Source organism: Mesorhizobium sp. M8A.F.Ca.ET.057.01.1.1, from assembly GCF_003952565.1.
Lineage (GTDB): Bacteria > Pseudomonadota > Alphaproteobacteria > Rhizobiales > Rhizobiaceae > Mesorhizobium.
Window position 1 is genome coordinate 5,419,277 of record NZ_CP034454.1, and the last position, 22,721, is coordinate 5,441,997.

Here is a 22,721-nt window from a genome sequence, read left to right on the forward strand (position 1 = left end):
CTTGATGTGGCATCGTGCGGAAACAAAAGTGAACCAAAGAGCGTGCCACGGATTGGGAATAGGCCACGATCCGCCATCGTTAGGAACAGGTCCGGGGCGTGGCATTTTGACCAAATCGGCCCGGTGGACGACCAAAAGACCAATGATTATGATCCCGCGCAAAATTGGGAAGCCGACATGAATTACCAGCGGTTCTTCGAGGACGCGATCGACCAGCTCCATGCCGAGCGTCGCTACCGCGTTTTCGCCGACCTCGAGCGCATCGCGGGCAAGTTTCCGCGCGCCATCTGGCGTTCCAACGGCCGCGCCGAGGAGATCACCGTCTGGTGCTCCAACGACTATCTTGGCATGGGCCAGCACGCGGACGTCATCGCCGCATTCCAGAACGCGGCCGGCAAGATGGGCTCTGGCGCCGGCGGCACCCGCAACATTTCCGGCACGTCCAATCCGCTGGTCGAACTCGAGCATGAGTTGGCCGACCTGCACGGCAAGGACGCCGCCCTGGTCTTCACCTCCGGTTTTGTCTCGAACGAAGCCTCGATCTCGACCATTGCACGGCTTTTGCCCAATTGCCTGATCATCTCGGACGAGCTGAACCATGCCTCGATGATCGAAGGCGTGCGGCGCTCGGGCGCCGAGAAAAAGATCTTCCGCCACAATGACGTCGCGCATCTGGAAAGCCTGTTGCAGACGGCCGGGCGCGAACGCGCCAAGCTGATCGTCTTCGAAAGCGTCTATTCGATGGATGGCGACATCGCGCCGATCAAGGAGATCGTCGAGCTCGCCGAGCGCTACAACGCCATGACCTATATCGACGAAGTCCATGCGGTGGGCATGTACGGGCCGCGCGGCGGCGGCATCACCGAGCGCGAGGGCCTCGCCGATCGCATCGACATCATCGAGGGCACGCTCGCCAAGGCCTTCGGCACGCTGGGCGGCTACATCACCGGCACCAGCGCGGTCATCGACGCGGTGCGGTCCTATGCGCCGGGCTTCATCTTCACCACCGCGCTGCCGCCGGCGATCGCCGCCGCGGCCACCACGTCGATCCGTCACCTGAAGCGCTCACAGGCCGAACGCGACGCCCAGCAGCAGCAGGCGAGCCGAACCAAGCAGATCCTGTCCGCCGCCGGCCTGCCGGTGATGGAATCGGCGACCCATATCGTGCCGGTGCTGGTCGGCGATCCGGAGCTGTGCAAGATGGCCAGCGACCGCCTGCTCGGCGTGCACGGCATCTACATCCAGCCGATCAACTACCCGACTGTGCCGCGTGGCACCGAGCGGCTGCGCATCACGCCGACGCCCTTCCATTCGGACGCGCTGATCGCCGAACTGCAGGACGCGCTGGTCGAAACCTGGGACGCGCTGGGCATTCCCTACGGCGCCGCCGGTCGACCGGCCGTCGCGAAAAGCGACCGGATCATTCCGCTGCTGGTGCCCAAGTCGGGCGGCTAAAGCAATTCCAGGAAAAGTGCATAGCAGTTTTCCCGTGAGAAGCGCGTAGCGCTTCCCCTTGCGTAAAAACAAGAGGTTAGAGCGGGTCAGAGATTCCATCAAACTCTGAACCGCACTAAAGTCAGGCGGCGGAAGCCGCCGCCTGTTCAAACAGTCTTCACCCACTTCGCCAGCCGGTTTGCCGCTTCCTCGAGCTGGTCCAGCCTCCGGTGGAAGCACAGCCGCAAGAAGGCTTCGCCACCGGGGCCGAAGGCGGTGCCGGGCGCCAGGCCGACATTGGCCTTGTCGACGATGTCGAAGGCAGCGCTGCGTGAATCGGTGATCCCGTCGACCGTGAAGAACAGGTAGAAGGCGCCCTGCGGAACGGTGAAGCGCGCCTTGCCGGTTTCGCCGAGAATGCTGCAGACCAGGTCGCGGGCCTTCCGCGCCCGCTCCACCTGTTCGGCGACGAAGGCATCACCCTCGTCGAGCGCCGCGACCGCGCCGCGCTGCATGAACTGGGCTACGCCCGAGTTGGAATACTGGATCAGGTTCTCGAACACCTGCTGCAGGCTTGGATGCGTCTTGACCCAGCCGACCCGCCAGCCGGTCATCGCCCAGTTCTTGGAGAAACTGTTGACGAACAGGATACGGTCTTCCGCCTCCGCGATGTCGAGGAAGGACGGCGCGCGGCTGTGACCATAGTGAAACAGCGAATAGATCTCGTCGGCGATGATCCACAGGCCCTTGGCGCGGGCGAGATCGAGGATCGCCCGCAAGGTCTCATGGTCCGCGGTCCAGCCGGTCGGATTGGACGGCGTGTTGATGAACAGCGCCTTCGTGCGCGGTGTGACCGCCGCCGCGATCTTCTCGACGTCGCAGGACCAGCCATTTCCGGAATGGTCGAGCGTGACCGGCACCGGCACGGCCCCCGCGATCGCGGCGGCGGCGTCGAAATTCGGCCAGGCGGGCGACAGGTAGATCACTTCGTCGCCGGCGCCCGCAAGCGCGTCGAGCGCCAGCTGGATGGCATGCATGCCGGAGCCGGTGACGATGAATTGCTCTTCGGGGAAGGTCTTGCCGAAGTGCCTGGCATAGTAGCGCGCCAGCGCCTGCCTCAGGTCGGGAATACCCCTCTGCCAGGTGTAAAACGTCTCGCCGCCGGCCAGCGCTTTCGACGCGGCATCGGTGATGAAGGACGGCGTCGGCAGGTCGCCCTCGCCGGCCCAGAGCGGGATCAGGCCTTCGCGCAATCTGCCGTAGTTGACGACGGCGACGATACCGCTTTCAGGCGCGGCAAGGGCCTCGGGGCGCAGGGTCTGGATCAGGGTCATTGGGCAGGTCCGTTGTCTCGGGCGTTCGTGAGGGCTGCTTACCAGATACGAAAACAGAAAACCCCGGCCGCGAACGACCGGGGTTTTAGTCCAGAAGAACCGTATCCGTCTATCGCCTGGCCAGCAAATCGCGGATTTCGGTCAGAAGCTGTACATCGGCGGGGGAGGCGCGGCCGCTGGCGCGGGCTTTTCCTTTTCCAGGCGCTTGCGCATGTTGTTCACGGCCTTGACCATGAGGAAGATGATGAAGGCGAGGATGATGAAATTCAGTACCACGGTGATGAAGCTGCCATAGGCGAAAACAGCGCCTTGCTTTTTGGCGTCCGCCAGCGAGGTGGCGTTGACGGCCGAGGAAAGCCCAAAGAAGTAGTTGTTGAAGTCCAGACCGCCAAAGATCGCGCCGACAATCGGCATGATGATGTCGTTGACCAAGGAATCGACGATCTTGGAAAAGGCAGCGCCGATGATGACGCCGACGGCCAAGTCCATCACGTTACCCTTGGAAATGAATTCCTGGAATTCTCTCAGCATTCGACCCTCCTTATGACCGGCCGTGCTGCCGCTCCCACCTTCCCGGCATCGACCCAAATCAAACATAACAAAAACCTCAAGTTGCAACATGGGCAAAAAGGGGAAAGCAACCGGTTTCTCCTTACCTGGCGTTACCCCTTTGAAATCAGCCGCTTCATGCACCCAAAGCCGTGATGGACTCCGACACCAAGCTGTGATTGCGTCTGACCGGCCAGGTTAAAATCGGCACAGGGAGGATCTTGCCGGCGTGCAGGGCTTGTTCATCGTCATCATTGCGATCGCCTATGTGACGCTGCTGTTCGCCATCGCCAGCCTGGGCGACCGCCGCTCGGCGATATCTGGACCCGGCCGCGCGCGGCCCTTCATCTATGCGCTCAGCCTTGCCATTTACTGCACGTCCTGGACCTTCTTCGGCTCGGTCGGCCTTTCCTCGGAACGCGGCCTCGAATTCCTCGGCATCTATACCGGCCCGGTGCTGGTGTTCGTGTTCGGCTTTCCATTGCTCAACCGCATCGTGCGGCTAGCCAAGACCGAGAAGATCACCTCGGTCGCCGACTTCCTCGGCGCGCGCTACGGCAAGAGCTTCACCGTGGCCGCCATCGCCACGCTGATCGCCACGATCGGCGCCGTGCCCTATATCGCGCTGCAACTGAAGGCGATCTCCGGCTCGGTCAGCCTGATGGTCGAGCATTATACGGGCTCGCCACCCTCTTTCGATCCTTTCGTCAGCGACATCTCGCTGGTCGTCGCCATGCTGCTTGCGCTGTTTGCGGTCCTGTTCGGCACACGCCATGCCGACGCCACCGAACACCAGGACGGGCTGGTGCTGGCGGTGGCGGTCGAGACGGTGGTCAAGCTTGCCGCCTTCCTGGCCATCGGCCTGATGGTCACCTTCCTGATCTTCGGCGGCCCCGGAGACATGTTCGACCGGCTGGCGCAGAATGGCCAGGTGCGGCAGGCAATGGGCTATTCGACGTCGCTCGCCACCTGGCTGGTGCTGACGTGCCTGAGCGGCTTCGCCATCATCCTCTTGCCGCGGCAGTTCTACGTCACCATCGTCGAGAACCGCAGCGAGGCCGAACTGCGCACCGCGACATGGGTGTTCCCGCTCTACCTCGTGGCGATCAACCTGTTCGTGCTGCCGATCGCCTTTGCCGGCCTAACGCTGGTCGGCGCAAGGACGAGCAGCGATCTTTATGTGCTCTCGCTGCCGCTGTTCGGCGGCCACGATTTCCTGGCCATGGCCGCTTTCATCGGCGGCCTGTCGGCGGCAACCGCCATGGTCATCGTCGAGAGCGTGGCGCTGTCGATCATGATCTCCAACGACCTGATCATCCCGCTGTTCGTGCGCCGGCTGTTGCGGACGACCACCTCCGAAAACGAGGACTGGTCGACGCTCATCCTCAATGTACGGCGTGGAGCGATCTTCATCCTTTTGTTCATCGCCTTTCTCTACTATCGCGAGAGCACAAACAGCGCCCGGCTGTCCTCGATCGGCCTGATGTCGTTCGCGGCGATCGCGCAATTCGCGCCGGCCCTGGTCGGTGGGCTGATCTGGCGCGGCGCCAATGGCCGCGGCGCGGCGCTCGGCATGGTCGCCGGCATCCTGGTCTGGGGCTACACGCTGCTGGTGCCGTCGCTCGTCCCACCCGATACCGGCATCATCGTGCATGGACTGTTCGGCTTCGAGGCGCTGCGGCCACAGGCGCTGTTCGGCACTGTCGCCGAACCGCTGAACCATGGCGTGCTGTGGAGCCTGTCGGTCAACGCGCTGTTCTTCGTCTTCGGCTCGCTGTCGCGCGCATCGGTGCCGCTGGAGCGCATCCAGGCATCGATCTTCGTGCCGCGCGAAGCCGGCCCGATGCCGAGCCTGCGCCGCTTCCGCACCGCCATCACCGTCAACGACCTCAAGGATACGATCGCACGCTATCTCGGCGTCGAACGCACGGAACGCTCCTTTCAATCCTTCGAGAAGAGCAACGGCACCTGGCTGCACGGCAACGAGCAGGCCAGCATGGACGTCATCCGCTTTTCCGAACAGCTCTTGGCCAGCGCCGTCGGCTCCTCCTCGGCGCGGCTGATCCTGTCGCTGCTGTTTCGCCGCCACGACCGCGAATCCCGCGATGCCTTCCGCCTGCTCGACGATGCCACGGAAGCGCTGCAGCACAATCGCGATCTGTTGCAGATCGCGCTCGACCAGATGGAGCAAGGCATCACCGTCTTCGACCGCGATTTCCGGCTGATCTGCTGGAACAGGCAATACCGGGCGCTGTTCGACCTGCCCGACGAGATGGGCCAGGTTGGCGTTTCGCTCGACCAGATCCTTCGCCATCTCGCCGAGCGCGGCGACATTCCCGCCGACCAGCGCGTGGCGATGCTCAACCGGCTGACCAGCTTCGTCAGCCCCTGGCAGATGGAGCTGAAGACCAGCGGCCGTATCCTCGAGCTGCGTTCCAACCCGATGCCCGATGGGGGCATCGTTGCCACCTATGCCGACATCTCCGGACGCGTCGAGCAGGACCTGGCGCTGAAGCGCGCCAATGAATCGCTGGAACAGCGCGTCAAGACCCGCACCATCGAGCTGACCAGGGTCAACGAGGAACTGACCCGGGTCAACGAGGAGCTGGCGCAGGCACAGATGCTCGCCGAGGAGGCCAATCTCGGCAAGACGCGCTTCCTTGCCGCCGCCGGTCACGACATCCTGCAGCCCTTGAATGCCGCCCGGCTCTATTGTTCCTCGCTGATCGAGAAGGCCGGCAAGGGTCCGGCCGGCAAGGCGGCCATCAACATCGAATCGTCGCTGGAATCGGTCGAGACCATTCTGGGCGCCGTGCTCGACATTTCGCGCCTCGATGCCGGTGCGATGAAACCGGACGACACCGCCTTCAGCCTTGATGGCCTGCTGCGCCAGATCGGCAATGATTTTCGGCCACTGGCCGCGGAGAAAAAGCTTGGCCTGACCATCATGCCGTCGTCGCTGACCGTGACGACGGACCGTAACCTGTTGCGCCGCCTGATCCAGAATCTTGTCTCCAACGCCATCAAATACACCCGCCAGGGCCACATCCTGGTCGGTGTGCGGCGGCGTGGCGAATTGGCGGAGATCCAGGTCATCGACACCGGCATCGGCATTGCCGGCGACAAGCTGAACACTGTCTTTCATGAATTCACCCGGCTGGACGAAGGCGCCCGCGAAGCCGAGGGTCTTGGCCTCGGCCTCTCCATCGTCGACCGCATCGCCCGAGTGCTCAGGCTCGAAATCCGCATCTTCTCCAACCCGGGCAAGGGCACGCGCTTTTCCGTCATCCTGCCGGTGACAGCCGCGCAGGAGCCGCGACGCGAGGTCGAGACCAGGGCGCCGGCACGCGCGGCGGCTTCGCTGTCCGGGCTGCATGTGCTGTGCATCGACAATGACATCCGTATCCTCGAGGGCATGCGGCTGCTGCTCGAAGGCTGGGGCTGCAACGTCGCCACGGTGACCGGCTCGGGGGATCTGGGCAAGGCCGCGGGCCAACGTCCTGACATCGTGCTTGCCGACTACCATCTCGACCGTGAAACCGGTCTCGACGTTATCACCAGGCTGCGGGCGACGCACGGTGACGACCTGCCGGCCGTGCTGGTCACGGCCGACCGCTCCAACGAGGTGCGGGCAGCCGCGGCAGGCCTCGACATCCCGATGATCAACAAGCCGCTGAAGCCGGCGGTGCTGCGGTCGATGATGGCCAGGTTCAGGCCGATGGTGCGGGCGGCGGAATGACCCCGGAGCTGTCGATGCGGCTCGGCTGAACACTCCGGCATGGACGACGACCAGATCAGCATGCTGCTCATCGAGCGGCCGTAGGCGTTAACGTCAGACGACGCAATCCGGCCATCATCGCTGAAACGGGCGTGGGACTTACGCGTCGGACAGATTGTCGGCCCCTTGCGAGTTGCGGAACCGGGGCCGCGTGGCGGTAGCCGCTGCCGGCGGGCGATGCTCGCGAAAGGCCATGGCCAGCGTGCGCAGCGCCTCGCGCGACTTGATGTCCGAAAGCGTCGAAAGCAGCGCGATCTCGGATGCCGGCAGCGGCGGCAGGCCGAATTTCCGGCTGACCTCGATCGTTCCGGGCGGCGCGAGCCGGCAGGAAAAGACCGATGTTGCGAGGCCGGCCGTGACAGCCTCGGCCACCGCAAAGGAGCCGCAGCCAAGGAACACTTCCGTCCAGGGAATTCCGACCGCGTCGAGCGCGCCGGTCGCGATGTTGCGGATGCCGCAAGATGGCGAGGATGCGGCCAGGTGCAGCGGCTCGCCGGCCCGGTGGACGAAACCCGGAGCGGCGTACCAGCCGAAATGCTCCGGCGCCAGCACCTCGCCATCGCGACGGTCGTCCTCACGGCGGATGATCGCCGCGTCGAGCTCGCCCCGGTCGAACGCGTCGAGCAGATCGCGTGAATCATCGAGTCGAACCTCGATGGTGAGCGCAGGATCATGCGCGTTGAGCCGCGCCAGCAGGGTCGGAACCTCCGCGCCGCCAACATGGGTGGCGATGCCGAGCCTGAAGCGGCGGCGGACGGCGGTCAGGCTCGCGACGGCGCGGTCGTGCGCGGCAAGGAAATCGCGTGCCGGCTCCAGGAATATTTCGCCCCGCGTGGAAAGTCGGACCAGCCGGGGCGTCCGCTCGATCAGTTTCTGGCCAAGCCGATCCTCAAGCCGCTTCAGCCTGACGCTGACCGCGCCTTGCGTGCTGCCGAGCGCTTCGGCGGCGCGCGTGAAGCTGCGGAGATCCGCAACGGTGACGAACGCCTTCACCGCATCTACGTCCAGCGTCATGTCAGCTATCTCGCTTTGTTGTCACTGAAATAGCCAACCATGCAATTTTCAAATGATCAAGCCTGCCCTAACTGTGCAGTGCATGGCAGGCGTCAGCAGATTGCCGCGCCTGGGAATTCGAAAGGTTTGACCATGGCTGTCCTCACCCGCCGAGGCATCGTCGTCCTGTTTGCCGCTTGCCTGGCATGCCTGATGTTCGGGCTGGAAATTTCAAGCATTCCCGCCATCCTGCCGACGCTGGAAGAGGTGTTGCACGCGGACTTCAGGCAATTGCAGTGGGTGATGAACGCCTACACGATCGCGGTCACCACCGTGCTGATGACGGTCGGCACCATCGCCGACCGTTACGGGCGCAAGCGCCTCTTCCTGGTCTCCATCGCCGCCTTCGGCCTGACGTCGCTGATCTGCGGCCTGGCGGACGACGTATCGACCTTGATCGTCGCCCGGTTTCTGCAGGGCCTGAGCGGCGGCGCGATGCTGATTTGCCAGCTCGCCGTGCTGTCGCACGAATTCAGGGAAGGCCGCGAGCGCGCGGTGGCCTGGGGCTGGTGGGGCGTCATCTTCGGTGTCGGTCTCGGCTTCGGGCCCATCGTCGGTGGTGGCATCGTCGCGGTCTCGAGCTGGGAATGGGTGTTCCTCATCCATGTGCCGACAACAGTCGTGGCGTTTGTGCTGGCATTGACCGGCGTCCATGAATCGAAAGATCCACAGGCGGGCAAGCTCGACCTGGCGGGCATCGTGACGCTGTCGCCGTCGGTCTTTTGCCTCGTTTTCTACATCACGCAAGGACCGGATCTCGGTTTCGCCAGTCCGACGGCACTGGGGATCCTCGGTGTCTCGATGGCGAGCTTCATCGCCTTCCTCATCGCCGAAAGGATCAGCAAGCGGCCGATGTTTGATTTCTCGGTCTTCCGGATCCGGCCGTTTTCCGGCGCCATCGTCGGCTCGGCGGCGATGAACCTCTCCTACTGGCCTTTCATGGTCTACCTACCGATCTGGTTCCATGCCGGGCTCGGCTATGACGGCCTTTCCACCGGCCTTGCCTTGCTCGCTTACACACTGCCGACGCTCATGATGCCGCCCTTGGCGGAGCGGCTTTCGCTGCGCTACCAGCCTGGCGTCGTCATCCCTGCGGGGCTCGCCGTCATCGGCGTCGGGTTCATCGCGATGAAGTTCGGCAGCGCGGCCGCCGAGGCCAGCTGGCTGACGATGCTGCCTGGCTGCCTGATCGCCGGAGCCGGCCTCGGGATCACCAACACGCCCGTCACCAACACGACGACGGGTTCGGTTTCGAGCAACCGCGCCGGCATGGCGTCGGGCATCGACATGAGCGCCCGCATGGTTTCGCTGGCGCTGAACATAGCGGTGATGGGCTTCATCCTTGCAAGCGGCGTGCTGGCACATCTCAGCCAAGCGCTGCCCGACCTCGATGCCGCCCAGCTGCGTCTCGCCGCCGAAGGGATCGCAGCCGGAAATCCCATCCCTGGTCTGCCTGATCCGATCGCCCGCGACGCGCTGCGAGATGGCTTTGGCTGGGTGATGCTCTATGGCGGCATCGGCGTCTGGATCATGGCCGCCGTCAGTTTCATGGTTTTCAGCGTCCGGCCGGTGCGGCGAGCCGAAGTTGAGTGTTCCGATTGAGCCGAGAACGCCGGCGCTCAGCCCGCCGGCTGCAGCGGGTCGCTGCCGATCTTGGACAGCAGGATCACCGCCTGGGTGCGGCTGTCGACGCCGAGCTTCTGCAATATGGCCGAGACATGCGCCTTGATCGTGGCCTCGGAGACGCCGAGCTCATAGGCGATCTGCTTGTTGAGCAGGCCCTCGGCCAGCATGCCCAGCACGCGGGTCTGCTGCGGCGTCAGCGCCTGCAGCCGTTTGATCAGGTCCGATATTTCGGGATCGCGTTCGACGCCTAGATCGACGCCGACGGGTGCCGCGATATCGCCCGCAAGCACCGACTGCACCGCGCCGCGGATTTCCTCCATGCTTGCCGACTTCGAGATGAAACCGGAAGCACCGAGATCGAGCGCGCGCCGGATGGTCGCCGGATCGTCATGCGCCGACACCACGACCAGCGGCACCGCCGGATGGATGCCGCGCAGCGAGATCAGGCCGGAGAGGCCGCTGGCGCCAGGCATCGACAGGTCGAGCAGCACCAGATCGACATCTTCATTGGCCACGACCAGCGCCTTGGCACTCTCGAAATCGCCGGCCTCGTGAATGGCGGTGACATTGCCGATGCCGGCAAGCGCCTCGCGCAGGGCGCCGCGAAACAGCGGATGATCGTCGGCGATGACGAAAGAATAGCCTGACGGCAAATGTCCCTCCCCGAATCCCCGATTTACTGCTTTTTGCGGGATCAGTCGGACGATTATGAGGGGCAGCGCGCTGTTTTCAAGCGGCAAAGCCAACGCGCCGCGTTTTCCTCGTCTCCAGCGCTCAAGTCTTCTGCGAGTTGAGCTGGGCGCCGCCGCCGCTGTCCTTGTCCATATCCTTGACGATGCCCATGAAGCCCTTCAGGAAGCGCTCCATGTAGCTCATCGTCTTGTTGAAATCCTCCTCGCTCGGCAGTTTCGATTCGAGGCGGGCCGAGAGCGAGTTCTCGAGCCTGGTGACGCGCTCGTCCATTGCCTTCATCGAGGTCTGCAAGCGGTCGACCTCGTCCTGGTAAGCGGCGCGTTCATCGGCCGCCATCTTGCAGACGAGCTGGCCCGAACGCTCTTCGCAGATCGACATCGCGCCGGTCTGCGTATCCATGCGGATATAGCCGGTGGCCGACTTTTCCAGCCGGTAGCGGTCCGTTTCTTCCGAATAAGCTGAAGCCGCGACCAGTGAAACGAGCGCGGCGGGGATCAAGATGTGCTGCAGACGCATGTCGTCCTCCATGGCCAAAGCCTGAAATATCGCATCTTTGCGCCGGAAATGGGGAAGACCCTTGGCCTGGCCTTCCCCGCACGACTGGTTCGGATTATAGCGCAACCATGTCACAGATAATCTACAAGATAACTCCGCAAGCGTCTTGGCGCGAGGCCGAAGCCAATGGCCGCTTCACGGGAGCGCCAATCGACATCGCCGACGGCTTCATCCATTTCTCGACGGCAGAGCAGGCCGGGGAAACCGCGGCAAAGCATTTTTCTGGCCAGACCGACCTTCTGCTGGTCGCCGTCGACGGCACCAGCCTGGGTGATGCGCTGAAGTACGAGGTCTCGCGCGGCGGCGCGCTGTTTCCGCATCTCTACGGCGTGCTCGACCCGAAGGCGGTGCTGTGGGTCAAGCCGCTGCCGCTCGGTGCCGACGGTAGCCACCAGTTCCCGGCCCTGGAGGGGCAATGAGCGTGCTCGACCGGATCGGCCAGAAGCTGCTGTTCACCTTCGATCCGGAAACCGCGCACGGCTTGTCGATCGCGGCATTGCGCTGCGGCCTGCCGGTCGGCGCGCGGACGGTACGCGATACAAGGCTGCAGATCAGCCTTTGCGGTCTCGATTTCCCCAATCCGCTTGGCATGGCGGCTGGCTACGACAAGAACGCCGAGGTGCCCGACGCGCTGCTTGGGCTGGGCTTCGGCTTCGCCGAGGTCGGCACCGTCACCCCGCTGCCGCAGGCCGGCAATCCCAAGCCGCGCATCTTTCGGCTGACATCGGATGAAGCCGTCATCAACCGGCTGGGCTTCAACAATGAGGGCCACGCAGCGGCCGAAAAACGCCTTGCCGCGCGCAAGGGGCGCGGCGGCATCGTCGGCGTCAACATCGGTGCCAACAAGGACAGCACCGACCGCGTCGGCGACTATGAGCGCGGCGTCGCCCGCTTCGCTGCCTATGCCAGCTATCTCACCGTCAACATTTCCTCGCCCAACACGCCCGGGCTGCGCACCATGCAGGCGCGAGAACAGCTTGGCGAGCTTTTGTCCCGCGTCATGGCCGCGCGTGCCACAGCAATCGCGCGGCAGCCGGTCTTCCTCAAGATCGCGCCGGATCTGGTCGAGGCCGAACTGGAGGATATCGCCGCCGAAGTCATGGAGAAAAGGATCGACGGCATCATCGTTTCCAACACCACGATTTCCCGGCCGGCGCTGCGCAGCGGCAATGCCTCGCGGGAGACCGGCGGGCTTTCGGGAAAGCCGCTGTTCGAGCGCTCGACCATCGTGCTGGCAAAAATGCGCAAGCTCGTCGGGCCGGACATGGCCATCATCGGCGTCGGCGGCGTCAACTCCGCCGAAACCGCACTGGAAAAGATCCGTGCCGGCGCCGATCTCGTCCAGCTCTACACCGGCATGATCTATGCGGGACCGGCGCTGCCGGGCCGGATCGTCGCCGGTATGGCGCGCTTTGCCGAGTCAGAGAAACTCAGGTCGATCCGCGAGTTGCGCGACAGTCATCTCGATCGATGGGCGTCGAAGCCGCTCAGCTGAACGCGGTTTGCATCCGCAGCCGCAGAATTGTCAGCAGGCTCAATCCCCGCACCAGCAGGAAAACGTGCAGCGCCGCCCACAGGCCGTGATTGCCGAAGGCGGGCGCCAGCGTGATCAGCGCGGCGGCAAAGACGAGGAATGACAACAGCATCATGTTGCGCATGTCGCGCGACCAGGTCGCGCCGATGAAGACGCCATCCATCTGGAAGGCGAGCACGCCACTCAGCGCCGTGAACGCTGCCCACGGCAGATACACATCGGCCACCGCGCGGACCTCCTGCGATGTCGTCACGACAGCGACCAGATTGGCACCCGCCAGCAACAGCACCAATGTAGCGCCACCGGCCAAGCCGAAGCCCCAGAACAGGGTCAGACGCACCGCCTGCCGGAAGGGCAGTGCCGCCCGCGCGCCGATGGCGCGGCCGGCAAGCTGTTCGGCGGCGGTAGCAAAACCATCGAGGAAATAGCCGGCGACGAGAAAGAAATTCATCAGCACCGCATTGGCGGCGAGCGTCACCGTGCCGAACTCAGCGCCCTGGCGGGTGAACAGCGCGAAGGCGGCAAGCAGCGAGAACGAGCGGATCATGATGTCGCGGTTGAGCGACAGCATGCGCAGGAAGGCGGCCATGTCGAGCAGGCGGTGGCGAGGCAAGGGCGGGCTGGATCGGAACCGGCGCACCACGATCGCGAGACCAAGCAGCATGGCGAGGAATTCGCCGGTGACGGTTGCCCAGGCGACGCCGGAAACGCCCCAGCCAAGTTCAAGGCCGAGCAGGAAGCAGAGCGCGATGTTGATGCCGTTGAGCACCAGTTGCAGGACAAGCCCGAGCCCGCCCTCGCCGCGCCCCAGCACGTATCCGAGGACGGCGTAGTTGATCAGCGAGAATGGGGCGGCGAGCAGCCTGATCCTGACATAGACGCCCATCGCCTCGCTGACGCGTGGGCCGGCATCCATGAACCACTGGGCGCCTACGGCGATGAGCGGCGAAAGCGCTGCCAGCACGACGCCGGCAACGACCGCGATCAGCACGGCGCGCCAGAACACCGCCTGTTCCTCAAGGGCGTCCCCACGCCCGAAGGCCTGGGCGACGAGGCCTGTGGTGCCCGAACGCAGAAAGTTGAACGTGGTGAAGACGACGTCGAAAGCCAGCGCGCCGGCCGCCAGGCCGCCAAGCAGGGCGGCATCACCGAACTGGCCGACGACAGCCGTATCGACCAGGCCGAGCAGCGGCGTCGTCAGATAGGCCAGCGTCATCGGCACGGCGATGGCAAGCACCGAGCGGTTGGTGACCGAAAAGGCTCCGGCGTCGGCTGGGATGGCACCGTTGTCCAAAGGATTGCTGCCTTGCTGATTGCGGCTTGATCGGGGAACCGATGTGCCCCATTTTCCGGCCACCGCGCAATCGTCCTTCCGCGACGGCCCACCGAAATCCCGCTCTGGCGTGAAACCGTCCGACCCAGTTGATGCCCCTGCAGATCGTCCACCACCCCGACTACGACGCCGGCTTCGCCACCAACCATCGCTTTCCGATGAGCAAATATCCACTGCTGATGGAGGCCTTGCGGGCACGCGGCCTGGCCAGCCCCGGGGCGCTCAACACAGCCGAAGCCGCGCCTGCGTCATGGCTGGGGCTTGCCCACGCGGCGGACTATGTCGACCAGGTCATCCACTGCGCCGTGCCTGAAAAAATCGAGCGTGAGATCGGTTTTCCGGTCGGCCCGCGCGTCTCGCTGCGTGCCCAGCTTGCCGCCGGCGGTACGGTGGCGGCGGCGCGGCTTGCCTTGCGCCACGGCATCGCCTGCAACACCGCCGGCGGCAGCCATCATGCGCGGCGCGCGCAAGGCGCCGGCTTCTGCACCTTCAACGACGTCGCCGTCGCCTCGCTGGTTCTGCTGGAAGAGGGCGCCGCACACAACATCCTGGTGGTCGATCTCGACGTGCATCAGGGCGACGGAACGGCGGATATTCTAGGCGATGAGCCACGCGCGTTCACCTTCTCCATGCATGGCGAGCGCAACTACCCCACACGCAAGATCGCCTCGGACCTCGACGTCGCGCTGCCCGACGGCACGGGCGACGCCGCCTATGTCGAAAGGCTGGCCGCGATCCTGCCGGAGCTGTCGGCCAGAGCGCGTTGGGACATCGTCTTCTACAATGCCGGCGTCGACGTCCATGCCGAGGACCGGCTCGGCAGGCTGGCGCTTTCCGACAACGGCCTGCGCGCCCGCGACGAGATGGTCATCGGTCATTTTCGGGCGCTCGGCATTCCTGTCTGCGGTGTCATCGGCGGCGGCTATTCCACCGATGTGCCGGCACTTGCCGCGCGCCACGCCATCCTGTTCGAGGTCGCCTCGGACTACGCCTGAAGGTCATTTCCGATAGTTGGCGATCCTGAGCAGGATGAAGGCCGGCACGACGATCGCGGCGCCGAGCAGGATGTAGCCGAGGAAGCGGTCGATGGCGTGGAAGCCGAGATTCCAAAGGTCGATGAAGAACTTCTGGATACCGTAGAACACGTCCATCGGCGACCAGCCGAAGGCGTTCATGACCAGGCCGACGAGAAAGGATACCACCAGCAGTTTCAGGACAACCCTGAGCGGCGAGTCGCCGAGAAAGCGCGTCAGTGCGGACAAGGCCGTCTCCCGATTGAGATGCCCGGACTCATGGGCACGGCCAAGAGATACGTGCTTGGCGGCCATCCAGCAAGCCGGAGCGAGCCAGGACCGTTGCTAGCGCCCGGCTGCCGTGTAAAGCCCGCAGCGCTCAAGCATCTGCCCCAGAGGCGAGCCCTGTGGAACGGTGCGGCCGATCATCCACTGGCGGAGCGTATGGTCGAACAGATGAATGCACAGCGTACGCGGCGTGCCGATATCCGAAAGCGAAAGGTCCGGATCGAGCAGCATTGCGACCTGATGGTGACTAAGCGGATAGAAGACGTCGATGGGCACCGCGTGACCGATGTCACCGGTTCTGCTGGCGAAATAGGTGAGCGCCTCGGGGCCTAGCCTGCCCCAGCTATAGTTGGAAATGTGGATCGGCAGGCCGATGAATTTGCGCAACCTGTAGCGCATCAGCCTGGAGCGGTTGAGCCACGGCACGATGTAATATGGATCTTCCGCGAATTTCAGCATCTCAAGCAGTGTCTGGCTGCCGGCCGGCAATTTCAGCACGGCGCCGTTAAGTTGGTCACTCGACTGGTACCCAAGGATATGGTCCTGTTTCGGAATGGGCTTGAGACAAAACACGTCGCAATCGACGTACAGGCCGAGCCCTGCTTCCAGGATCTTCAAGCGGTAGAGATTTGAAAAGAGGGACGGACTTCCGTTCGACCTGTAGTAGACGATCCGGTCTCTTGGCATCAGTTTCGACGCGTCGACGGTTTCGACGCCGGGCGGAACATTGCGTGGGGTGTCGTAACAATGAAGATGCACCCGGTGGCCCGCCAGCACGAAGGAACGCAGGCACGCGGCATGCAGGTCGTCCAGGGATGCTCCGATCCAGACGGCATTGACGACAGGTTCGATGGCGCCATCCAGCGCTGCCTCCGGACGTAGCCTGTCCATGTCGATCACTTGCCCTCGATGCCTCTGACCTCTGCCGTGAAATCGCGGATGATCCTGGCGGGCGACCGAAGTGCACGCATGGCCGCCCTGTATCCAGCCGCCCGTTCCTCGAGCTCCCGCAGGGGCTGGCAGAGGTCCTTCAGGAGATCGAGCCCATGACCGCCATATGGGCGAAAATACCGCCTGGCCACCGCATCCAGCGAGCCTGCCGGCACCCCGACTGGCACGCAGCCGGCATAGGCGCATTCGACATATTTCATCAGCTCGACATTGTAGCGCGTCCCGCAAAGGAAGAAGTGGGTGAATTGCGCCGCAAGACCGATGTAGCGCGCATGCGTGAAATCATGACGGGGCGGCTTGCCATGTTCGGGATATCCCGGGTGCTTCAGGTCGAAGATGAACAGTCGCAGCCAAGGAAAGCGCGCACGCCGGCGACGCAAGGCATAGCGCACGGGGTATAATGTCCTGGAATTGCTGCCCGACAGGAAGACCCTGCGGCGACGGCTGGCCAAGGGAATCTCGACCTCCCGCGAGGTATCGTAGGGATAGGGCAAATGGACCACGCGAGAGACTTTCAGCGTCCTTACGAATGCCAGGAATGGCCCCTCGGGATCATAGGTCGTGGCATAGTGAACGCCGGGATGGTCGGCGCAATCGAAGATGAACCTGACATAGGGGTTGGTTGTCTCCGGCATGTCCGAATCGCTGATCCGGAAAAAGAGCGCGGGCCTGTCGCTTGCGGGCACCGCCAGGTGCTCTTTCAGCACCTCGACGTCTCCGGGCTCCAGGCGATTGTCGACGACGGCAACCTCGCAATCGCCCCGGCCCATCTGGCTGATCGGCCGAGCCTCCCATGACAACGGCCTGGCGAAGGCCGGGCCTACACCTGGGTAGATCGCCTTGTCGTATGGATGCGTGTCCGAATGGAAATAAATGATTCGCAAAAGCAAATTCCCCCGAATTGCCCTGGCACCAGCGAACCGAAGCCCCACCCTCAAGGCTGATTGCCGTCGGATTTTGTACGCTTCCGCGCGTGAGGCGGGCAACTGGGAAACCTGTTCATGTCAAACAAGTGATCGAGTTTCCCGGCTGCCCGAGATTCAAAATTCTTAAATATGGGTGAACAATTTCATTTTAATTTATTGAAAATAAAGCACAAAATCGTCATTTTCCAGTTTTGCGCAATGTGCGTGCAATTTTCACTTGCGAGATACCAGGCGTCTTTCAGGTGACGGACCGCGCGGCGCTCTACCCCTACCGCAGCCGGCGAAAGCCGGTCCCAGAACCGCGCGGCCATCCCTGAAAGACACCAATCGGAGCTGACCACCTCAATGGTCAGGGTCCTCAGCAGTTAACCGGCGCATCGGGTGCGGATGCGCGTTTGTGTTGGAGTAATGCAGTGTCCCCTCAAGCAAAGATCGTCCTGACGGCGGGTGCCCTTGCCGTCTGCCTCCTCAGGCCGGCAATGGCCGCCGACCTCTCGCCTGCCTACAATGATCCTCCTGCCTTCCAATGGAGCGGCGCCTATGTCGGCGTCCATGGCGGCACGGCATTCACGGGAATGCCGAACCCGTTCGCCGGCCGAAACGGCTTCAGCGGCGGCGTCCAGGCCGGCTACAACCAGCAGATGGGCCCGGCGGTTCTCGGCGCCGAGATCGAAGGTTCCTATCTTGGTGGCGCCGAGCACAATGTCCAGGGCGGCAAGATCAAGGAAAAATGGCGAGGTGCGGCCAAGGCGAAGGCCGGCGTGAGCTTCGACCAGACGCTGCTGTTCGGAACCGGCGGCGTGGCCATGACCAGGTTCGACAAGGGCGACGGCGTGAGCAGCAGCGACGGATGGAAGGTCGGTTACCTCGTCGGCGCCGGTATCGAGCAAGGCTTCGCCGGCGGCCTCTCGGCCAAGGTCGAGTACGACTATGTCCGCACCCCGACGTGGAAACGACATCGGCCCTTGGCAGGTCCAAGGAGACCATCGGCAGCCATGAGTTGAAAGCCGGCATCAACTACCGGTTCTAGAACAGCAAGCGGCCGCCCTCGATCGCGCGATGGCCGCAACGGCGTCGCGCGGTCTTGTTGTCGATGCATTGATGGCCGGACGCGGACGTCCCCCTCGGGCATTCCATGCTTGTCGCAATGTCGATGTAATCTTCGCAATCTAGGTCCCCCGCGTGAATTTTCACCATGGGAATCAGCAATGTCCACGCATCGCCCCGACCGACGGACGTCCAAGCTATTGTTCATTGCGATCGCGCTCGCCTTGGCGGGCTGCGCCTCCGACATCATGAAGAACTATGTCGGACTACCGGTCGAATCGGTCGTTCTGGATTACGGGCCGCCAACGGCGATCGTCGACCTCGGCCAGGGAGAACGCGCCTATCAGTGGCGCCAGGTCTCGACGTCAGCGGTTTCCGGGACATCCAGCGGCGAGGTTCGCCACACAAAACACGGAACCGTCTATGAAGAGACCGAAACGCCCGGCTATATCGAGCGTCAGGAATGCTTCTACACATTTTACGCCCGCGCTTCCGGCGGCCGCTGGTTCATCACCAATTTCCGCCGGCCGAAGCTGGAATGCGAGTGAACCGCCGTGCCGCAAATCCCGCGGCCACGCGCTAAGGAGAACGCCAATGCGCGTCCTGCTGATCGAGGATGAACCGGAAATGGCCTCCGTGCTGAAGGCCGCTCTGGAGCGCCTGGACATCATCGTCGACCATGCCGCGACCTTGGCCGACGCCGAGGCCGTGGCTCGTCTGGGCCATCACGACGCCGTGGTGCTGGACCGCCGGCTGCCGGATGGCGACGGCCTCAGCCTGATCCCGCGCCTGCGCGCCTTGCATCTGGATGTGCCGGTGATCGCGCTGACGGCGATGAGCGGGCTGGAGGACCGGGTCGCCGGGCTCGATGCCGGCGCCGATGATTACATGGTCAAGCCTTTCGCCACGGTGGAACTCGTCGCGCGGCTCCATGCGCTCCACCGCCGCTCGTTCACCTCGCTGGCCAACCAGACGATGGTCGGCCGCCTCACCTATGATTTCCGCCATCGCGAGGCGCTGGTCGAGGATCACGCGCTCGATTTGCCCCGGCGTGAAAGGCTGGTGCTTGAAACGCTGATCCGCCGGCCGGGCCGGACCATCATGCGCAGCGCTCTCGAGGAGGCCGTCTACGCCCTGGACGACGAGATCGGCTCGAATGCGCTCGACGCACATGTCTCGCGGCTACGCCGCAAGCTCGACGATGTCGCCGCCGGCATCGAGATACGAGCGATCCGCAATCTCGGCTATCTCCTGCGGGCAGCCTCGTGAAGAAAGTGCGCGCACGCTCGCTGCAATGGGTCCTGGTCCGCCGGCTGATCCTGCTGCAGGCGGCGACGCTGCTCCTCTTCATCGTGCTGTGCGCGGCAGCCCTTTGGATCGCCAATCCGAGCCTGCTCATCGACAACGAGGCTGCCGTCGCGGCCGTCAAGGATGCCGTCGACCGCGACAAGGACGGCAGACTGATCGTCCGAGAAACGGAAGAGCTTACCGCGTTTCGCCAGAGTTTCCCCAATGTCTGGTACATCGTTCGCGACGATAGCGGGCAGAGCGTCCGTTCCGGCACCATCCCGGATGTCTACACCAAGGACTTCGGCGGCCTGCTCGGCGAGGCAGACCACGCCACGATCGGATTCTCCGACAAGGACATGCGGCCGGAAGCCTATATCGAAAACGCTTCGACCAAAGCCGGCGCGGTACGAATCGTCGCCGCGACTCAGTCGTCGCGCCAGGAGACCGACGGGCTCGAGATCAACATTTCGGCCACGGTGGAGGTCGCCCGATATCCGGACGGCAGCAGGAACTGGGAGCGCGCGCTGCCGGCGCTGGCGCTCGTCATCGCGATCCTGCTGTTGCCCATCGTCCTCGTCATGGGCGCCACCACACTGGTGACGACGCCGGCCGTGGTCCGCCGCTCCTTTGCCGGCCTTGTCGAAACCGTCCGCCAGGCGGCGCGCATCGATATCGGCACCCGTGCGATGCAGTTGCCGGTCAAGCACGTGCCGCAGGAGATCGCGCCGCTGGTGCATGCCTTCAACGAGGCTTTGGCGCGGCTCGCGCAGGGATACGACCGGCACAACCGTTTCCTTACCGACGCGGCGCACGAATTGCGCACGCCGATCGCCATCCTGCGCACGCGCGCCGAATTGCTGCGGCAGGAGCCGCAAAGCACGCGGCTGCTGCATGATATCGAGCGCCTGTCGCATCTCGCACAGCAACTGCTCGATCATCAATTGCTCGACCGCCCGTCCGACCAGCGCGAGATCGTCAATCTCGACGATCTCGTCAGCCGGGTGGCGGCCGACTTCGCGCCGCTCGCCATCGAGGCCGGCTACGACCTTGCCTTCGAGCCGTCGCCCGACAAGACACGCGTCGAAGTCAACGTGCTGCAGATCGAGCGGGCGCTCGCCAACCTCGTGCGCAACGCCATCGAGCATGGCGGCGGCGGCGGTACCATCACGATTGCGATCGACAGGACGGGTGGCATCGAGGTGCGCGACGAAGGCGCGGGCATTCCCGTGGAAGAGCGTGAGAATGTCTTCGAGCCCTTCTATCGCCTGCAGCCGCAGTCGCGCGGGGCTGGGCTGGGATTGAACCTCGCTCGACAGATCGCGCTGCTGCACGAGGGGACCATCCGGATCCTGGCGGGCTCATGGCGCGGTGCCCGCATCCGCATGGAACTGCCGGTTCGTTCGTGACCCGGGCCGTTGACGGCGCCAAATGCCTGAGGAGGGCCAGCCAGTGGCTGCGCCGGCTCCTGATTTATCTGTTTTCTAACAAATTGCTGCTATTGTCATTTCCACAGTGGGAGCCAGGCTTTGGCGGGAACGGGAAAAATCGGCGCGCACCGCGCACCCATGTTGTCGGTCGTCGTGCCTTGCTACAATGAACGCGCCGGCGTGGCCGAGCTTCATCGACGCGTCGGCGCCGTATGCCTCGCGCAAAGCCTCTCCTACGAGATCGTGCTCGTCATCGATGGGGCGACCGACGGCACCCGCGAGGCCATTTTCGAGCTGGCCGAACAGGACGACCATGTGGTCGCCATCGATCTCGCACGCAACTACGGCCACCAGATCGCCTTGAGCGCCGGGCTGGAGTTCTGCCGCGGCCAGCGCATTCTCATTCTCGACGCCGACCTCCAGGATCCGCCCGAACTGCTGGGGGCGATGATGGCGAAGATGGATGAAGGCTTCGACGTCGTCTACGGCCAAAGGGTGAAACGGGACGGCGAGAGCTGGTTCAAGCTGGCCTCCGCCTCGATGTTCTACCGTCTGCTCGGCAGGATGGTCGATGTCGAGATCGCACCGGATTCCGGAGATTTCCGGTTGATGAGCCGCCGTGCGCTCGACCATCTGATTGCAATGCCCGAACGCTACAGGTTCATTCGCGGCATGGTGAGCTGGATCGGGCTGAAGCAGGTCGCCTTCCCTTATGAACGGCACCGGCGCTTTGCCGGCACCACCCACTATCCGCTGAAGAAGATGGTTCTTCTGGCGATCGACGCAATGACCAGCTTTTCGATCGTGCCTTTGCGCTTTGCCTCGCTGCTGGGGATGATGTTCGGCCTGCTCGGCCTGGTCGTGCTCAGCTATACGCTGTTCGAATGGTCTCGCGGCAATGTGCTGCCCGGCTGGACGAGCCTTGCCGCGATCATGCTTATCCTGGGCAGCGTGCAGCTTCTGGTGCTGGGCATCTTCGGTGAGTATCTCGGCCGCATGTACATGGAAACGAAGCGGCGGCCGCTCTATTTCGTCAACGAGATCGTTTCGCGCAGCGAGCCAGCCCAGGGTCTGCCCGCGCATCGTCTGCAGGAGATGGCGAAGAGAGCCGCCCGTGCTTGAGGCCGAATTCGACCAGTTTGCGCGCGAGTACCAGGAGCGGCATGCCGCGAGCATAAGGCTTAGTGGCGAGACGCCGGACTTCTTCGCGAAATACAAGATCGACGATGTCGCGGCGACACTGAGACGGGCCGGCGTGAAACCCAGTCGCATACTCGACTTCGGTGCCGGCGTCGGCAATTCGCTGGGCCATATGCGCGCAGCGTTTCCCGACAGCGAGATCGTCCTGCTCGATCCTTCGCGGGAATCGCTAGACATGGCCAGCAAGCGCTTCCCCGATCAGGCCTCGTTCACGCATTTCGACGGTCAGACAATCCCCTTCGCCGACCATAGCTTCGACCTTGCCTTCGCGGCTTGCGTTTTCCATCACATCCCCGAAAACCTTCAGATCGGATTGTTCGCCGAAATTGGCAGGGTGCTGGCCAATGGCGGCAGTTTCTTTGTCTTCGAGCACAATCCGTGGAATCCATTGACCACCCACGCGGTAAGGAATTGCGCCTTCGACGAGAACGCGGTCCTGATAAGCTCGCCAGAGATACGCAGGCGAATGGCCGCGGCGGGTTTTTCCGGCACTCGGATCGTCTATCGGATTTTCTTTCCCAGACTGCTTGCAAGGCTGCGGCCGTTCGAGCGTTTCCTGACCAAGATACCTATTGGAGCCCAATATTGTGCGCATGTGGTCAAGCCGCTCGTTTGACTGTCCGGGGATGCTGTTATCTGACGCCGTCGGCCTGCTGAGCACGACGCTGGGATATGCGGTCATTCCAGCCG

General features: G+C 63.6%; 19 protein-coding genes and 2 pseudogenes. 12 read left to right on the top strand and 9 right to left on the bottom strand.

All coding sequences use genetic code 11. The annotated features are described in order from the left end of the window. The first annotated feature begins 177 nt into the window (after window positions 1-177). On the top strand, window positions 178-1,455 hold the full coding sequence (hemA, locus tag EJ077_RS25835; RefSeq protein ID WP_208697354.1) for a 5-aminolevulinate synthase: 1,278 nt from the start codon (window positions 178-180) through the stop codon (window positions 1,453-1,455). Between the two features lie 146 nt (window positions 1,456-1,601). Here hemA and EJ077_RS25840 read toward each other — a convergent pair whose 3' ends face one another. Continuing rightward, window positions 1,602-2,768 (bottom strand): pyridoxal phosphate-dependent aminotransferase, encoded by a 1,167-nt coding sequence (locus EJ077_RS25840; protein WP_208697356.1) that lies wholly within the window; start codon window positions 2,766-2,768, stop codon window positions 1,602-1,604. Window positions 2,769-2,877: 109 nt separating this feature from the next. Beyond that, window positions 2,878-3,299 (bottom strand): annotated as a pseudogene (gene mscL / locus EJ077_RS25845) (large conductance mechanosensitive channel protein MscL). A gap of 247 nt (window positions 3,300-3,546) precedes the next feature. On the opposite strand from mscL, the gene EJ077_RS25850 reads away from it, so the two are divergent. Then, window positions 3,547-7,056: a PAS domain-containing hybrid sensor histidine kinase/response regulator gene (locus tag EJ077_RS25850; protein ID WP_208697358.1), complete on the top strand. Its 3,510-nt coding sequence runs from the start codon at window positions 3,547-3,549 to the stop codon at window positions 7,054-7,056. Window positions 7,057-7,194: 138 nt separating this feature from the next. Here the strand turns inward: EJ077_RS25850 and EJ077_RS25855 are convergent, their stop codons facing one another. Further along, entirely contained in the window at window positions 7,195-8,109 is a 915-nt protein-coding gene (locus tag EJ077_RS25855; RefSeq protein WP_208697359.1) for a LysR family transcriptional regulator, read from the bottom strand. Between the two features lie 132 nt (window positions 8,110-8,241). On the opposite strand from EJ077_RS25855, the gene EJ077_RS25860 reads away from it, so the two are divergent. Next, window positions 8,242-9,750, top strand: coding sequence for an MFS transporter (locus EJ077_RS25860; protein ID WP_208697360.1), 1,509 nt, complete (start codon window positions 8,242-8,244; stop codon window positions 9,748-9,750). 17 nt (window positions 9,751-9,767) lie between these two features. Here the strand turns inward: EJ077_RS25860 and EJ077_RS25865 are convergent, their stop codons facing one another. Together EJ077_RS25865 and EJ077_RS25870 are read right to left on the bottom strand one after the other, a co-directional pair. Then, the gene (locus tag EJ077_RS25865; RefSeq protein WP_127870796.1) at window positions 9,768-10,427 is read right to left on the bottom strand and encodes a response regulator transcription factor; all 660 of its coding nucleotides are present in this window, start codon (window positions 10,425-10,427) and stop codon (window positions 9,768-9,770) included. A 121-nt stretch (window positions 10,428-10,548) separates the two neighbouring features. Continuing rightward, a complete protein-coding gene (locus tag EJ077_RS25870; protein ID WP_135916889.1) occupies window positions 10,549-10,983 on the bottom strand; it encodes a hypothetical protein in 435 nt (144 codons plus the stop codon). Window positions 10,984-11,090: 107 nt separating this feature from the next. Between EJ077_RS25870 and EJ077_RS25875 the strand changes: the two genes are divergently transcribed. Together EJ077_RS25875 and EJ077_RS25880 are read left to right on the top strand one after the other, a co-directional pair. Next, the gene (locus EJ077_RS25875; protein WP_208697361.1) at window positions 11,091-11,441 is read left to right on the top strand and encodes a DUF952 domain-containing protein; all 351 of its coding nucleotides are present in this window, start codon (window positions 11,091-11,093) and stop codon (window positions 11,439-11,441) included. Beyond that, entirely contained in the window at window positions 11,438-12,517 is a 1,080-nt protein-coding gene (locus EJ077_RS25880; RefSeq protein ID WP_208697362.1) for a quinone-dependent dihydroorotate dehydrogenase, read from the top strand. Before EJ077_RS25875 ends, EJ077_RS25880 begins: the two co-directional genes overlap by 4 nt. Here the strand turns inward: EJ077_RS25880 and EJ077_RS25885 are convergent. Further along, window positions 12,510-13,850, bottom strand: a complete 1,341-nt coding sequence (locus EJ077_RS25885) for an MATE family efflux transporter (protein ID WP_208697363.1) — start codon at window positions 13,848-13,850, stop codon at window positions 12,510-12,512. The two genes, EJ077_RS25880 and EJ077_RS25885, sit on opposite strands and share 8 nt — an antisense overlap. Window positions 13,851-13,981: 131 nt before the next feature. Here EJ077_RS25885 and EJ077_RS25890 point away from each other — a divergent pair, with 131 nt between their 5' ends. Then, window positions 13,982-14,884 carry a histone deacetylase gene (locus EJ077_RS25890; RefSeq protein ID WP_208697364.1) on the top strand — a complete coding sequence of 301 codons (903 nt, stop codon included), beginning with the start codon at window positions 13,982-13,984 and terminating at the stop codon, window positions 14,882-14,884. Window positions 14,885-14,887: 3 nt separating this feature from the next. On the opposite strand, the gene EJ077_RS25895 is transcribed toward EJ077_RS25890, so the two are convergent. The 3 genes from EJ077_RS25895 to EJ077_RS25905 all read right to left on the bottom strand — a co-directional run bounded on the left by EJ077_RS25895 (window position 14,888) and on the right by EJ077_RS25905 (window position 17,025). Further along, window positions 14,888-15,151 (bottom strand): DUF6460 domain-containing protein, encoded by a 264-nt coding sequence (locus EJ077_RS25895; RefSeq protein WP_127278856.1) that lies wholly within the window; start codon window positions 15,149-15,151, stop codon window positions 14,888-14,890. A gap of 96 nt (window positions 15,152-15,247) precedes the next feature. Beyond that, window positions 15,248-16,081: a galactosyltransferase Lgt5 gene (locus EJ077_RS25900; RefSeq protein WP_135930348.1), complete on the bottom strand. Its 834-nt coding sequence runs from the start codon at window positions 16,079-16,081 to the stop codon at window positions 15,248-15,250. A 5-nt stretch (window positions 16,082-16,086) separates the two neighbouring features. After that, window positions 16,087-17,025 carry a hypothetical protein gene (locus EJ077_RS25905; protein ID WP_208697365.1) on the bottom strand — a complete coding sequence of 313 codons (939 nt, stop codon included), beginning with the start codon at window positions 17,023-17,025 and terminating at the stop codon, window positions 16,087-16,089. A 455-nt stretch (window positions 17,026-17,480) separates the two neighbouring features. Between EJ077_RS25905 and EJ077_RS25910 the strand changes: the two are divergent. The 6 genes and pseudogenes from EJ077_RS25910 to EJ077_RS25935 all read left to right on the top strand — a co-directional run bounded on the left by EJ077_RS25910 (window position 17,481) and on the right by EJ077_RS25935 (window position 22,647). Continuing rightward, a pseudogene (locus EJ077_RS25910) lies at window positions 17,481-18,097 on the top strand (outer membrane protein). A gap of 178 nt (window positions 18,098-18,275) precedes the next feature. Next, window positions 18,276-18,662, top strand: a complete 387-nt coding sequence (locus EJ077_RS25915) for a hypothetical protein (RefSeq protein ID WP_208697367.1) — start codon at window positions 18,276-18,278, stop codon at window positions 18,660-18,662. A 46-nt stretch (window positions 18,663-18,708) separates the two neighbouring features. After that, window positions 18,709-19,383 carry a response regulator transcription factor gene (locus tag EJ077_RS25920; RefSeq protein ID WP_208697369.1) on the top strand — a complete coding sequence of 225 codons (675 nt, stop codon included), beginning with the start codon at window positions 18,709-18,711 and terminating at the stop codon, window positions 19,381-19,383. After that, entirely contained in the window at window positions 19,380-20,810 is a 1,431-nt protein-coding gene (locus tag EJ077_RS25925; RefSeq protein ID WP_208697372.1) for a sensor histidine kinase, read from the top strand. Before EJ077_RS25920 ends, EJ077_RS25925 begins: the two co-directional genes overlap by 4 nt. Window positions 20,811-20,969: 159 nt before the next feature. After that, window positions 20,970-21,953, top strand: a complete 984-nt coding sequence (locus tag EJ077_RS25930) for a glycosyltransferase family 2 protein (protein WP_172735008.1) — start codon at window positions 20,970-20,972, stop codon at window positions 21,951-21,953. Continuing rightward, window positions 21,946-22,647 carry a class I SAM-dependent methyltransferase gene (locus EJ077_RS25935; protein ID WP_208697374.1) on the top strand — a complete coding sequence of 234 codons (702 nt, stop codon included), beginning with the start codon at window positions 21,946-21,948 and terminating at the stop codon, window positions 22,645-22,647. The genes EJ077_RS25930 and EJ077_RS25935 overlap by 8 nt, the downstream gene beginning before the upstream one ends. The last annotated feature ends 74 nt before the right edge of the window (window positions 22,648-22,721 follow it).

Bases quoted from the DNA above. Each gene is read 5' to 3' on its own strand.
- hemA (WP_208697354.1), top strand. From the start codon at position 178: ATGAATTACCAGCGGTTCTTCGAGGACGCGATCGACCAGCTCCATGCC.
- EJ077_RS25840 (WP_208697356.1), bottom strand. From the start codon at position 2,768: ATGACCCTGATCCAGACCCTGCGCCCCGAGGCCCTTGCCGCGCCTGAA.
- EJ077_RS25855 (WP_208697359.1), bottom strand. From the start codon at position 8,109: ATGACGCTGGACGTAGATGCGGTGAAGGCGTTCGTCACCGTTGCGGAT.
- EJ077_RS25860 (WP_208697360.1), top strand. From the start codon at position 8,242: ATGGCTGTCCTCACCCGCCGAGGCATCGTCGTCCTGTTTGCCGCTTGC.
- EJ077_RS25870 (WP_135916889.1), bottom strand. From the start codon at position 10,983: ATGCGTCTGCAGCACATCTTGATCCCCGCCGCGCTCGTTTCACTGGTC.
- EJ077_RS25875 (WP_208697361.1), top strand. From the start codon at position 11,091: ATGTCACAGATAATCTACAAGATAACTCCGCAAGCGTCTTGGCGCGAG.
- EJ077_RS25880 (WP_208697362.1), top strand. From the start codon at position 11,438: ATGAGCGTGCTCGACCGGATCGGCCAGAAGCTGCTGTTCACCTTCGAT.
- EJ077_RS25890 (WP_208697364.1), top strand. From the start codon at position 13,982: ATGCCCCTGCAGATCGTCCACCACCCCGACTACGACGCCGGCTTCGCC.
- EJ077_RS25900 (WP_135930348.1), bottom strand. From the start codon at position 16,081: ATGGACAGGCTACGTCCGGAGGCAGCGCTGGATGGCGCCATCGAACCT.
- EJ077_RS25915 (WP_208697367.1), top strand. From the start codon at position 18,276: ATGTCCACGCATCGCCCCGACCGACGGACGTCCAAGCTATTGTTCATT.
- EJ077_RS25920 (WP_208697369.1), top strand. From the start codon at position 18,709: ATGCGCGTCCTGCTGATCGAGGATGAACCGGAAATGGCCTCCGTGCTG.
- EJ077_RS25930 (WP_172735008.1), top strand. From the start codon at position 20,970: ATGTTGTCGGTCGTCGTGCCTTGCTACAATGAACGCGCCGGCGTGGCC.